The 16,356-nt window shown below is 35.2% G+C and carries 1 protein-coding gene; it reads left to right on the top strand.

Annotation, left to right across the window (positions count from 1 at the left end):
- Nucleotides 1-53: 53 nt before the first annotated feature.
- Nucleotides 54-16,334 carry a T9SS type B sorting domain-containing protein gene (locus L0669_RS05005; RefSeq protein WP_263761790.1) on the top strand — a complete coding sequence of 5,427 codons (16,281 nt, stop codon included), beginning with the start codon at nucleotides 54-56 and terminating at the stop codon, nucleotides 16,332-16,334.
- The last annotated feature ends 22 nt before the right edge of the window (nucleotides 16,335-16,356 follow it).

Genomic DNA, 16,356 nt, shown 5'->3' with positions numbered 1-16,356 from the left:
TTATTCACTAATGCCCCTTAGAGGATAAAATGTAAGTAAACAAAAAAATGATTATGAGAAAACCTACTATTTTAAGAACGCTGATTTTTGTTTTAGCCATGTTATTCAATTTTGCATCCTACTCGCAAAATGGAATCGCTTATAACTCCAAGTTTCCCAAAAACTTGAATGAGAATATATTCTTAAAAGCAAATAATCAGTTTGAAAATCCTTTTAGTTTAGATACTAACACGGATCCAAATAAGGCAAAAGTAGCAGTTCCGGCTATTGAAAATCCTGTTATTAAATATGCTCAGGGAGAGTACGCAGGTGTTGTTTCTGAATGTCCTAATGATGGTAAAAAATTACCAAAGTTATTTTTATGCGGAAAAAATGATTCCAGACTTATCAAAACTGGTATTACAGATGCAATTTCAATTCAATGGGAGCGTCGTACAGGAGGTTGTGCGCCTAACTTAAATGGTAATTGTGCTAATGATGCAGATAATTGTACGTGGGCAGATGTTGCCAGTGGACCTGACTATAATGCCAGTGCTGCAGGTGAGTTTAGAGTAAAAATTAGATATGCTGATAAAACAGAGTTTATTTTTTACTTTAATGTTTATACAAATGAAGTAGATCCTACAGGAATTATAAAAAGTGATATCGTAAAAGACGGTACAGGTTGTGTAATTCCAGGTCAAATTATTGCAGGTGGTTTTGGTGCTGCATATGAATACAGTTTTACTACAAATCCTGATGCAAATACCTGGCAGGATAGTAATACTTTTCAGGTAACAAAAGCAGATAAATATAATGTTTTTATTCGATTGAGAGGAATAACAGGAAGTTGTATTTTTAATGTTAAAGGTATTGTGGTTAGTGAAATTAATTTTGCTTCTACAGTAGTTGAAACTCAGCCGGCATGTAATGGCGAAAAAGGTAGTGTGATTGTGAGACCTAATACACTAAACAATCAATTTGTATATCAAATTTTTAAGGACACTGATTTAAAAAATGCAATTGCCACTGGCGGACCTAAATCTATTGCGGAGCACGAATTTACAGGTTTAGCAGATGGAAACTATGTAATTGTAACTACTATAGAAGGTACTTGTGCAACAGATACACAAAAAATTACTATTAAATCAAAGACTAAACTGCTAAATAATTCGTCTATTACTACGACAATGAATGATTGTAGTACTGGAATTATTACTGGTGGTGCGGCTGAAGGAACCTCTCCCTATAATTATTATGTTAATATAGATAATGCCGGTTTTGTTCTTGTACCTAACGGTAAAGTTATTGTGAGTAAAGGCGGAACTTATATAATGCGAGTTACAGACCTGAACGGTTGTACGGCTGATAAAACATTCGTCATTGCTAATTCCAAAAAACCTGAATACACAATTACAACAACAACAAGTGGAAGTTGTAACCCAACAGGAAATATTAATATTACGATAGTCAATAAAAATGGTTATAATACCATTGAATATAGTAAAGATTTTGGAAAAAGCTGGCAGACAAGTACAAGTAGTTATAAAAATTTAGTCGCTGGTGAATATAATGTTGCTATTAGATATGGAGTAAATGGTATTTCTTGTACTGATGCATTTACTGTAGTTAATATCGGTACAACAACAGCCTTAACTGCTTCTGCAGGAGTTGCCGCATTAGCTGGTTGTGCCCCTGATGGAGTAAAAGGAATTGTAAGAATTACAAACCCTCAGGGAGGAACTGCTCCTTATGAATATTGGTTTAATAGTACAGATGGTTGGCAAAAAACAAATGAAGGATATTTGCCTGAAGGAGGTCCATATACAGTGGTTATCAGAGATAAATCACTGTGTACTTATGAGATGGGGAATATTTATATGGATGCTAAGCCAACTGCTCCAAAAATTGAACGTGGTCCTTTGGTTTTTAATTGTGATGGTACAGCTAATCAATCCGTTATTATCAATGGCGGTGCTGGAGATCCAAGATATACTTTTCAATATTACATCGATGGTTATCCTAATCCTAATACGGCGCAGCCTAACGTGTTCTTAAATATTCCACAAGGTCAGCACTTTATTACAGTTGATTATAATGTGAAGTCAGCTACGACCTCTAGTAATTTGTTAACAGAAACTTTTGGAAGTGGTGAGAATACTACTTCACCTGGTATCAATACTTTTTATTATTGTTTTGAAAGACAAATACAAGATAATAGTCAAAGCGCAACCTGGTGTAATGGTAGTCCGGCGATAAACGATGGTGATTATTCTGTAACGAGTTATATAAATCAAACAGCAACTTCTGGCTGGAATTGGATGTATCCAAAAGATAACACCAGTAAAGGTAAGGATCCTAAAGGTAGATTCCTGGCAGTTAATATTGGAGATAAAATACCGGTAACGACGATATTGTATGAAAAACAAATTAATGATGTGATTCCAAATCAGCCAATTAATTTCGAGTTTTATGCGATGAATTTAATGATGATTGGAAAAGGTAAAGCTGATGCTAATTTAAGAATTGCCTTAGTAGATGATAGCGGTACCGAAATATCATGGTTTGCGACAGGACCTATTACCAGATCAAATAATGATCTTGACTGGCAAAAGTTTCCAAAAACAGCAATCACTCTTGACCCTGGAGCACATACTTCGTTACGATTTATTGTTCGTTCTAATGTAAGAGATGATAATGGAAATGACGTTGCAATAGACGATATTAAAGTGTATCAGGTTCCAAGAGTTTGTGGAGCACAATTTAAATGGGATTTTACTATCAATGCACCACCTAAGTTTATAGGAACAGTTGAAGGAATAACTCCTGTTTCATGTTTTGGAAGCAAAGATGGAGCTTTTACAATAAAAGCAGAAAACTTTGATACTACAAATGGATATGAATATTCTATAGATGGCGGAGTTAAATGGTATACATCAAAAGTTGCTGAAGTTAAATTTCCAAATGCTACTTTTCCTGATATCGTTGCTAAAACTTATGACATCAGAATTAGATATAATAAAACAGCAACAGATTGTAGCTATACAATTCCAACCATAATTAAATCACCTGATTTATTTAAATTAAATGTTAGCGCAACTGATGCAACTTGTAGCACAAAAGCTATCGTTACAGCTAAAATAGAAGGAGGTACAGGACCAACTTATGCGATTACATTAACCAATACGGCAGATGGAACAAAACAACCTTTTGTTGTTGATCCGGTAGACGGGGAGTATAAAGTAAGAGATGTTCTTCCGGGTAATTATACAGTTTCAGGAGTAGATGGTAAAAATTGTCCTGCAAGTCAGATTACAAATTTAAAAGTAAATGGCCCTGTTGCAATAAAAGCAGAAATTGATGCAAGTTCAAATTTATGTTTTAATGCTACTACAGGAGCGTCAATTGTCGTTAAAATTATAGGTGGTAAAGGAAAATTTCAATACAAAGTAAGATTCAACGGAGGTAATTACAGTGAATTGAGTGATCTTTTTGATGGTCCAACTTTTACATATCCGGTTTCTAAAGAAGGAATTTATGATTTTATTATTGTAGATGCAAATGGTTGTTCTGCCGATGCGGTAAGTCAGACTATTAGTCCGGTATTTGCTGCAAAACCATCTATCAAAGCAGCATTAAGCTGTAAAGCTGGTGCAGCTGCTGCGGCTACTATTTTAGTTACTATTGAAGGGGGTGCAGCTCCGTTTAATTATATCGTTAAAAATAGTTTAGGAACTAAAATGGATGAAGGAACGACTACAACATCAACATTTGAGTTTACTACTACAATTTCAGATACTTATACTTTTGAGATTGTTGATTTTAATAAATGCCCGATAAAAATATTACAAAAAATTAGTGATAAAATACAAGTTACTGCAGAAGCTAAGCCTAATAATGCAACTTGTTTTGGAACTAAAAATGGTTATGTTGATTTAAAAGGATTAACAGGAGTAGCTCCTTATACTTTTGAATTTAATGGAACAGGAGGTTTCAGTAATAAAACACATTACGACGGTTTAGAAGGTTCTGTTGCAGGAATTGACTACACTTTTATTGTTAAAGATGCCAATGAGTGTACTAAATCATATTCATTCAAAATTTATCAGCCTGAAGATATTTCAGGAAAAGCAGAGATAAGCACAGCATATACTTGTGATCATGCGGCTACAATTACCGTTTCAGAAGTTAAGGGAGGAACACCTCAATATAAATACACATTATTATTAGATAATGTAGCGGTTGCAGGACCACAAGATGGTTTAACTTTTAGTAATTTAAGTATTGCAGGCGAATACAAAGTTGTTATTTCAGATGCTAATTCTTGTTCAAAAACTATAACAGTAGGTACGATTACTGCCTTGAACAAACCGGCTTCAATGAAAATTGATCATTCTCTGGTTACATGCCCAACAAATCGTTCAACAATAACTATTACAGATGTAAAAAATGCTGCAGGTACTATTTTAACTACTGGTTTAGAGTACAGAATGGTTTCACCAACTGCAGGAACATTTAGTACAAATAATACATTTACGAATCTTGCTGCTGATGTAGAGTATACTTTTGAAGTAAGAGATGCAAATAATTGTAAAGTTCAGGACAAACACTTTATACCATTACCTAAAAGCTTTACAGTAGGTAGTAAGTCTACTCCTGTATCTTGTTTTACAGGAAGTACAGATGGTACAGCAACATTTACAATTACCGGAATTGATGCTGGTACTGGTTATACTTATCAAGTTGACGCACTACCTTTAGAAACTAAAACATCAACAGGTAGCCCATTTGATATTGTAATTACAGGTTTAGCAGCAGGTGATCATAAAATTGTAGTAACAAACTCTACAACAAATTGCCCGGTTACAGAAATTGTAAAAGTTCAGGGACCAACAGCTGCTCTGGCTTTAAATGCTCCGGATCTTACTCATGTTACTTGTAAAGATCAGGGTACAGCTACTATAAATGCTGTAGATGGTTGGGGTACATATACATACACGGTAACCCGTACATTACCATTACCGGCAGGTGCAGCAAAAGTTCAGGTTAATAATAACAAATTTATTAATCTGGCGCCTGGTACTTACAGCGTTTCTGTAAGCGATTTGAGAGGTTGTACAGTTGCAGGTCAAACTTTTTTAATTAATGATTTCGTTAAACCATCAGCTCAAATTAGTGTAAATACTATTTATTGTGCAGGAGGTTTAGGTGCAACTTTAATTGCAGAACCAACTTCGGCACCAAATCCAAACCCTAATTACGAATACAAACTTAACAGCGGTAGTTATCAGCCTTCAGGAACTTTTAAGGGGTTAATACCTGGTGATTATACCATTACAGTTAGAGATATTGTGACTGGTTGTACAGATGTTTTAGCAAAACAAACAATTGCTCAGCCTTTGTCAGCAACTCCAAGAATAGAAGCAGATTTAACGTGTGATCCTACTAGTCCTGAAGCAAAAATTGAAGTTTCAATTTTTAACGGATATCCAGATTATAAATATAGAGTAAATACTACAGGTGTTTTTTCGTCAGAGGCATATATTAATGTTTCTGCTGGTCAAACTAAATTTAGTCATTCAGTTTTAGAGGGAACATATTATTTTGAGATTACAGATAGCAAAGGTTGTACTGTAATAGTTTCTCAAAAAGTAGATGCGACAGTAAAACCAGATTTTACAACAGACAAAGTAGATGTAAAATGTAAAGGAGATAATACAGGAACGATAACAGTTAATGCTACACCTGCTCTAGGAACTTACACATATGTTTTAAATACTGTTCCGGCTACCGTAGAAGTAACACAAACAACTAATATATTTAAGAATTTAAAGGCAGGAAAATATAGCATTTATGTTATAGATGCTAAAAAATGTAAATCAGATGCTAAAACAGTTGATATTAACGAACCATCTATTGGTTTAACGGTAGATGCTAAGGTTACTACTGAATTATTGTGCGATGCCTCAAATAATGCAAAACCAGCTAAAATTACAGTTACTGTAACAGGCGGAACACCATTTCCAGGTATTAATCCATACAGATACAGCTATAATGGAGTTATGCCTCCGGTAGTATCAAATGTTTATACTACAACTGACTCAGGTACTGTAACCGTACAAGTATTTGATGCGAATAACTGTTCTTTATCAACTCCTATAGATGTTGAAATTAAAGGTTTAAAATCGCCTACAGCTTTGTCTTTTTCACAAGATCCTATTATTAGCTGTAAGTCAGCAGAAAAAACGACAGATTTAAAAGTTACTGTAACAAATGGTGTAGCACCATTTAAATTCGAGATAACAAGTACAGATGCAGCTATTGCTCCTGCAAATCCTGTAGTGACAGGAATTGCAACTCAGGATCATATATTTTTAGGATTATATCCTGGAAATTATCATTTTAAAATAACAGATAACAACGGTTGTACAGTTGTTGATGAGTATTATGTTAAACCTGTTGATCCTATTAACGCAGTTGGTGGTATTGTAACCAATGTAACTTGTAATGGATTAAGCGATGGGGTGGTTAAATTTACAATTTCAGGAAATACCACAGGAGGATATACTTTTGGTTTAGTAAGTAGTGCATCACCAACTAACATTGTTGGAAATGATATAGCAGGTGTTGTTACTTATACAGGATTAAAAGGTGGTTTAACTTATACATTTACAGTAACAAATACAGCAACAGGTTGTACAGCTACAGATGAGGTAATACTGGGCGATCCGGATGCTATTACTATTGTTAAAGCAGATGGAACAAAAGTATTTTGTTCTAAGCCAAAAACAAATATTACTGTGACTGCTACAGGTGGAACAGGTACATTAAATTATGCTGTAGTAAAACAAGGTGTTACTCCAGTTGCGGGTGATTATAACACTACAGGACTTTTTGAAAAAGATACTGATGTTGACGGTATAAATTATGATGTTTATGTTACAGATGGTAAAGGTTGTCCTATACAAAGTACTATAACTATCCCTAGAGATGCTAAGCCAACGATAGACCCAATAACGGCTCCGATGTGTTACTCAGGAACTAATTTTACAGTAAAAATTGTTGGTACTGTATATAATGGAACCCCGCTTTACGGATTGGACGGATCTTATGATACAAATGATACAAAAACAATTACGGGTCCAGGTACGTACACATTAAGTATAATGGATGACCATGGTTGTGAAGCAAAAACAAATATCACGATAAATTCGATATTAACATTAAAACATGTTTTAGACAAAGATATAACGTGTAGTGCTCCAGCTGCTGCTCAGGTAACACTTACAGCAGGAGGTGGAAATAATTCATACACTTATGACTATAAATTAGAAACTACGGGAACATATGCTCCAGTAGGAAGTAATGTATTTAACACGACAGCATCAGGTAATTATTACTTTAAAGTTACATCTGGTGGTTGTAGTACAGAAATAGGGCCAATTAAAGTTACAGATCCGGAAACTCCTACTGCTAGTGCAATAAAAACAGATCCAAATTGTTTCAATGTTTCTGAAGGAACAATTACAGTAACTGCAAGTGGTGGTGTTCCTGGTTATCAGTACCGTATTAATGGTGGTACATGGCAAGATTCGCCTGTATTTACTGATTTGGCAGCTACAGTAGCTCCGGGTACAATTTATAGTTTTCAAGTTAAAGATAGTAAAGGTTGTATAAGTGTTTCAAAAGATATTACATTAATACAGCCTTCTAAAATAGCTCTTGAGAAAACAATTGTTGGTATTACATGTAATACTAGTAATGGTGTATCATTAGGATCAATAACTATTGATAAGGTTACAGGCGGAACATCTCCGTATAACTATTTTGTAACGGGAACAAACTATTATAAAGAATTTAAAAATGTACCGGGTACATCAGCAGTTTTTGAAATTGTTGATTTTGGTCTTTATGAAATTAGGATTACAGATGCTAAAGGATGTGTTTACACGGAAGAAGTTACCATTACTTCTCCACCAGATGATTTAGACATTACAGTAAATGCACCACCTCCGGCTGATTGTTCTGCTTTAGGTTCTGCTGTGGTGGCTGTTGGTGTCAATACTTCAATTCCTATTGGTAATGGGCCATTTTACTTCAGTTATTATACAGGTGTTAAACCAAAGTATCCAACTGTTGGAGTATGGGTTGGTGAATCTCCAGCTAAGCAAGCGACAATAACAGGTTTAATACCAGGAGTAAGATATACGTTTATTGTATATGATAGTCATTCAGGATGTTACTATTATGAAACGGCAGAAATACCAATTCCATCAAATACAACACTTAGTGTTAGTGCTCCTACTTCGCAAAATGTTACTTGTAAAGGTAATGGTGATGGAAAAGTTACTTTTAATGTAACAAGTATTTATTCCTCTCCAACTCCAATTACCTACGAAGTCTATGATGCATTATCATTAGCTCCAACAGGAATTACAGGTTCAGGAACGGTTCCTGCAAACGGAACACTTGCTATCACTGGTTTCGGAGCAATGCCTTATGGTGATTATTTTGTTTTAGTAAAAGAAGGTGCTGGAGCAACAAATGCAGGATGTAGTTTATCTACAGCTAAATTCTCAATTAGAGAATCGGCAGTATTATTGTCGGCAGATTATGTTATTGTACAAAATGATAATTGTAATCCAGCTGCTGGTATTATTAAAGTAATTGGAAGTGACGGAACGGGACCTTATAATTATATGGTTACAACTACTCCGGGAACTCCAGCTGCTACAGATCCTGCTTGGACTACATCACCAATCTTTAATAGAGATTCTGCTAATTATTATGCATGGGTAAAAGATGCTTTTGGATGTATTAAAGGAACACCGGTATTTTTATTGCCATTAGATCCAAGTCCTACAATTGATCTTTCGGTACCAAATTTATGTGCAGTTGCGGGGGCATTCGAAATAAAAGTAGATTTGACAAATTCAGCTACGGCTATTGCTCCTTTTTATATCAGTATAAACAATAATACTAGTTATACATTAGTAGACAGTTTTCCATATTTAATTCAAAATCTAAGTCCAGGTCACTATGATATTTATGTGAAGGATAAAAATAGTTGTGAAGTATTGCAATCTATTGATATTATACCAACTCCAAAACTTAAAGTTGTAACAAAACAACTAGACTGTTCTGTTGCAACTCCAAATGCAAGTATTGATGTAACAATTACAGATGGTACAGCTCCATTTAAATATGAGGTTAAAAAAGGAGCAGCAGCATATTCTGCACCAGTTTCCTTAGGAGCATTAGACAGAAACTTTAGTTACCCTATAGTGGCAGCAGATGCAGATACTTATATTATTAGAGTTACAGATGCAAATAATTGCCCAATTGTAACAAACCCAATAGTTATTAAAGCATTAGTACCAATTGTTCCGGATTCTGAAGCAATTATAGCGAAATGTTATGGTGGTGCTGGTACAATTATATTATCAGCAATTGGAGGCCAAGGACCTTATAAATTTAATTTTAATAATTTAGGATTCTCTGATGAAAATACTTATAGCGTTACAGCTCTTACTAGTACAACCTATCCATTTGTCGTAAAAGATGCCTTAGAATGTGAGGTTACTGGTAGCGTAGTTTTAGGAGCACCAACAGAAGTAAAATTAGATCCGGCAAAAGTCACACAATTTACATGTGGCGCAGGAAATGCAGCTCAACCTGCAAAAGTAGAATTATCAGCTACAGGTGGCACAGGAGTATATGAATATAGTTTTGATGGAAGTGATTTCGATGACAAAACTATTTATACTGTTAATGAAGCAGATGCAGATAGAAATATTCCTTATGCAGTTAGAGATGCTAATGGTTGTATTGATGCAACGGGTACAGTTTTGATTCCTAAATTGGTTAAACCATCTAATTTTGATATTAATCTATCAGGACCAATTACATGTACTACTTTATTTATTACAGCAACTATCACAAATGTAATTGGAAGAACGGGAGCAGCATATACTTATGCAACTATAGCACCATCTCCAATTGTAACTACTAGTGCAACGGGAGTGTTTAATGGTTTAACCCCTGGTAATTATGTGTTTTTAGTTACTGACGTAGATACAGGATGTACTAAACAGTTATCTAAAGAAATTAAAGAGGTTATTAAAATTAATATTGAAGAACAATCTTTAACAGATATTACTTGTTTTGGTGCAGATAATGGAAAAGCTAGTTTCTTAGTTACTGGTTTTGGTACAGCTACTTATACTTATCAACTTGATACTAATCTTGCTGTCGCAGGGCCTGCAGATGGTAAGATTGATTTAACAAATCTAACTCCTGGTAATCATAAAATTACTGTGTTCGATAATGCAACAAATTGTTCGATGTTCCTTGATTTCGAAATTGAAAGCCCAGCTGAGCTTTTAGTTATTGATAAAACAGTAACACCACTAGGTTGTACAACAGATGGAAAAGTTGTTATTACAGCTGATAAAGGATGGGGAAGTTATTTGTTTACATTGACAGAACCAGATGGTACAGTTTTACCTGTTCAGACTGATGGTGATTTCGGAGGACTTAAAAAAGTAGGTGTTTACAATTTCTCAGTACAAGATGCAAAAGGTTGTATATTAACAGACACGTTCGAACTATTTACTCCAATAGAGCCAGTAGCTTCAATAGATATTTCATCTGTTTATTGTTATACAGGTTCGGGTGTTGGTCAAGGTGCAACTATAGTAGTGAATGCAACTACTCTGGGTACTCCTGCATATACACCAAGTTATCAGTATAGTATTGATAATGGTAAAACATGGCAAGGAAATACTTTTACAGATGTAGCTCCTGGTGATTATCAGGTTACTGTAAGAGATCAATTTGGTTGTAAAGCAGTTACACCAGTGTCAGTTAAAATTAACAGTCAGTTACTTGCTTCGGCAACAAAAGAGAAAGAGCTTTATTGTACAGGTACAACTGACGGTATAATTAAATTAGAAGCCGCAGGAGGTTATCCAGCTTATAGCTATACTGTTACTAAAGATTTAACGACAACAACAGGTCCGTTTACATTTGATAATCCTGGTACAACAAATTACATTGTTACAGCTTCAGGAAGTTATAAATTTACAGTTACAGATACAGAAGGATGTTCGTTTGATATTCCTGCGGTAGAAATGGTTGCTCCAAGTTCAATTAATTTTGATGCAGTACCGACTTCACCAAATTGTATCGAAGTACCGGCTCAAGGTGATGCTTCTAATGGTCAGATATTAGTAACATTAACTGGAGTTACAGAAAATACTCCATATACCTATACATTAACCAGAACCGCGCCTACAACAGGAACTCCTGTAGTGCAGACTGGCTCAGGTTTATTTACGGGATTAATTGCGGGTATGTATGAAGTAACAGTAGAATCAGAGAAAGATTGTCCTCTAACAAAATCTAATATTGAGATAACAGCTCCAATTCCTGTAGAAGCGAAAGCAGTAGCAGCTAAATTTGAATGTACACAACCTGCTAATGCAATCAAAAGAACTATTGTTACCGTAACAGGTGATGGTGGAACGGGTTCAGGTACAGGCGCAGTTAGTGATTATACCTATAGCGACGGAACAGGTTGGTATCTTAGCAATGAGTTTACGGTTGATGCTCCAAAAACACCTCAGACATATACTTACTATGTTAAGGATAAAAACGGTTGTGTTGATGATGTACAGATTATTATTAACCCATTCCCGGTATTGGATTCTGCTAAAGCTGAATTATTTATTGCTGCAGATTGTCCAAATTTAGGAGTTGAAACTATTAAAGTTGATATTGCTGGCGGAACTGGTGCTTTTGAATATCAGGTTTCTATAGATGGTGCAGCATATAGCACACCAGCAACGGCAATAACTACCGGATCAACATTTAATTATTTAGCGCCGGCAGGACATAGCTATCAATTTAAAATTACAGATGTAAACACATTGTGTACAATACTTACTAATGTTCATGATGTTCCTTTGTATAATACCATGAAAGTATTTGCTACAGCATCTTCACAGGTGACTTGTAACGGATTAAGCGATGGTGCAATTACAATTAACATCGAAAACTATACTAAGAACTATAATTATGATGTTCTTCTTGGCGGAGTTTCCGTAGCAAACGGAACAGGCATAAATGCAACAACAAACAATCCATTTACGATTACAGGATTAGCTGCAGGAGTAAATTATATTGTAAAAGTTACTCAAACAGATTATCCATCGTGTGATGTTGATTCAAATCCGGTTACTATTACACAACCAGATTTATTAGATATTACAGGAATTGATATTAAAGTTGAAAATCAAAATTGCAATGAAGACGGTACTATTACTGTAGATCCAAATTCTATTGTTGGAGGAACACGTAATTATAAATTTGCAATTTTACCTATAACGCAGGCAGTTACAGATGCTGATTATTCAGAAGTAGCAACTAAATCAGTTAAGACTTTAAAAGTAGGACCAGCAGATTTTGATACTTGGGTAGTGTATGTAAAAGATGCTAACGGCTGTCCACAATCTAAGCAAGTGAACATTTCATTAGATCCTTTGCCAACCATTACAAATGTAAAAGTGTTGAATCAATGTCCTACTACTGACAAGTATGAAATTGAAGTTACAGCTGATGGATTATTGAAACTACAATATAGTTTAGATGGTGTAATCTATCAAGACAGTAATATTCTTGAGGTTAATGCTCCTGGAGATTATAAAGTATGGGTTTGGGATAAAAACCAGTGTCCGGTTACAGCCCCTGTATCTGTTACTGTTTTAAAACCATTAACATTATATGCAGAAGTTAAATTACCAATCTGTAAAAATTCTGATGGTGTAATTACTTTATTCGCAGATGGAGGAACAGTTTCTACTCCTAGCAGTTATGTTTATACTAAGAATGGTGGTGCTCCACAGCCAAGTAATCAGTTTGCTGGTTTAGGTGCAGGAATTTATGTATTTAGGGTAACTGATATCGTTACAGGATGTTATAAAGAAATTAAAGAAGAAATCACATTAGCAGCAGATATTATAGATGCGGTGGCAACACCAAGAAAAACTTCATGTAAAGGAACTGCTGATGGTGGTATTTCTGTAAGTCTTTCAGCGGCCAATATCAATCCGCAATACGTATATAGTATCTCAGGTATGGGTATTACACCTATAGTAGATCAAACTTCTCCGGAATTTAATAATTTGCGTTCTGGTAATTATACTATAACAGTAAAATCAGGAAGAGGTTGTGAATTGCAATTAGTAGATGTTTTTGTTCCAGAACCTGATGCTATTATTGTAACAGCAAGTAATACTGATTTTGAATGTACACCAAATACCAACACTAATAACAATGCTATTATTACAGTAGATAATGTTACAGGTGGTTCTGGTAAGTATGTTACATATCAGTTTATGAGAGATGGTGTTGAAGTTCAGAGTGGCGATTCAAAAACATACACTCAAACCGATCACTTAGTTGGGAATTATGTTGTGAATGTATATGATAGTAATGGCTGTTTAGGTTCTTCTACAGCACCTATTAGTGTTGCGCCTTTTGCTACTTTATTAGATATTACTTTTGATGTAACGCCAATTACATGTGTTACGCCAGAAACTATTCAGGCAATTGTGGCTACAAAAGGAACTTTAACTGCACCTTTACAATATACATTAACAGGTACAGATGTTAATGGAACGGCTATTGCGCCAGTCGTAAATAATGACGGAAAGTTCACAGTAGGAATTGGTAACTATTTAGTAACAGTTTTAAATACTGCAACTCATTGTACTATTTCACAAAATCATCAGGTACTTGATCCAAATACGTTTGGATTCCAGGTTAATGCAATAAGAGCAGATATTTGTTATGGTGAATCAACAGGAAATGTTGAGTTAACTCTTGTAGATAATCGCCCTTATCCTGCTGATGAAGCTGGTGCGTTTAGATATACAATTACAGGTCCAATGCCTCTTCCTATTACAGGAAAAACAACGAATGCGGGACCACTTCAATTAACAGGATTACTGGCCGGTAGATACGAAGTTGTAGCTACATTAGAAAATAGCCCTGGATGTGATGTTCGTACAACTTTTGATATTGGTCAGCCATCAACTCCATTAAAGAGTACAGTAACACATACACGTATTACTTGTGCATCTGCAAATAGCGATGACGGTACGATTAATGTATTTGCTGAAGGCGGATGGGAAGGTACTTATCAATACGAATTGGTTGGTCCGGTAAGTTATGATTATTCAGAGTTTGGTTATTTCCAAAAATTAACTCCTGGAGATTATACTGTTAATGCAAGAGATAGTAAAGGTTGTATTGTTTCAGAGGTTGTGCACTTAGTTATTCCAGATGCAATAACATTCAATGCCGCTGCAACAAGTACAGTATTAACTTGCTACGGAGATAATAGTGGTGTAATTACAGTTACTAATCCACAAGGAGGTGAAGGTGCTAACTATGTTTATAGTTTATCTTATACAATGGAAAACGGTGAGATTGAGGTATTAGGACCACAAGAACTTAATGTCTTTACAGGATTAAGCGCAGGAACATATACCGTAAGCGTAAGTGATAGTTTTAGTTGTGAAACCATCATGCCTACAACAATTACACTTGTAAATCCTGCAAAAGTTGAAGCAGAATTATCATTAAAAGACAATATCACTTGTCTTACTGATGCTACACTTACATTAACTGCAACAGGTGGTACAGGTCCTTATACATATAGTGAAGATGGAACTACATATAGTGTACCTTTCAATAATTCAACGACTTTCTCTGTAGCTGTAGGAACACACCGTTATTTTGTAAAAGATAATTTAGGTTGTGTGAGCGTTATCTCTAATGATGTGAAAATTGAGCCAGTTGTGCCATTAGCAATAGAATTAGATTTAAGAAATGCAACAGTTAATTGTACAGGAGAATTTACAGCAATGATCGTTGCAAAAGCAACAGGAGGTTTAGGTAACTATCAATATTCATTATTGAATGGTGCCGGTGTAGAAATAAGACCAGCGCAAGCTGATGGTATTTTTGCCGCTCTTAATGCAGCTGATGGTCCATATACAGTACATGTAGTAAGTGGTGATTGTACGCAGAATTCAACTGCTACAACAGTAACAGAGCCGGTTAATCCGCTTACATCAAATTATGATGTAGTACCTGTTAAATGTTTTGGTGAAAAGAATGGTGCAATCAAAATTACTGCTTCTGGTGGTACAGGTGTTATCAAATATGCTATTTCACCATACTTAGATCAGTTTGTTGAAAGTGGAGATTTTCAATTTTTAGAGGCAGGATTCTATACTGTAATTGTTCAGGATATATTAGGTTGTAACGTGATATATAAAGACATTGAGATAAAAGAACCAACTGTTTTAATAGCTTCTGAAATTCCTAATTCAATGATCCCTGAGATTTGTAAAGACGATAAAGACGGTGCATTCTTTATTCAAATAAAAGGTGGAACAGCTCCATACTTTGAAAGTCTTGATAATGAAAAAGGACCATACTTACCAGTAACTGGCCTTACTAAAGACTATTTAAATCAAGTAGGTGGTACACATAATGTTTACATTAAAGATAGTAATGGATGTACAAGTAAAGTAGAAATAAGAATGCCGGAACCAGTAATCCTTAACCCAACTTTCGATATCAATTACGATTGTGTAAACAATTCACAATCTAATATGGTAACCGTTACAGTTGATAAGAGTAATACTGATCTTTCTCAGGTAGATTATGCACTTGATAGTGATGTAGGACCTTTCCAACCAAGTAACATCTTTACAAATGTTGCTCCTGGAAAACACTATATTGTGGCAAGACATACTAACGGATGTAAAGTACCAACGGCAAGTTTCGATATCAAAGCATACGATCCGTTAACACTTATAAAAACTCCTAGTAAGGAAGAAATGAATATCCTTTCGGTTACTGCTGCTGGTGGAGCGCCTGGATATGAGTACAGTTTCAACGGAGAGCCATTTACATCTTCAAACAAATACAAAATATACAAAACTGCAGATTATATTGTAATTGTAAGAGATAGAAACGGATGTACAGCGACAATAACTCTTCCTGGAATTTACACAGACATTTGTCTTGATAATTACTTTACTCCTGGTGGTGCTACGAACACAACATGGGGTCCTGGTTGTACTAATATTTACAACAACCTTGAGTTCTCAATCTTCGACAGATACGGTCGTGTAATTGCTAAGTACCACTACGGTCAAAAATGGGATGGTAGATACAACGGTGCAGATTTACCTTCAGGAGATTACTGGTATGTTCTTAAATTGAATGATGCGAAGGATGACAGAGAGTTTGTAGGACATTTCACTTTATACAGATAACAAAATAAGAGCCCCTAATGAT

Source organism: Flavobacterium bizetiae (genome assembly GCF_024271895.1).
Lineage (GTDB): Bacteria > Bacteroidota > Bacteroidia > Flavobacteriales > Flavobacteriaceae > Flavobacterium > Flavobacterium bizetiae.
Note: the sequence above shows the minus strand (reverse complement) of the source record. Positions and strands in the feature narration are given on the sequence as shown.

What these genes read in the sequence shown, in the direction of transcription:
- L0669_RS05005 (WP_263761790.1), top strand. Translation starts at nt 54, where the DNA reads ATGAGAAAACCTACTATTTTAAGAACGCTGATTTTTGTTTTAGCCATG.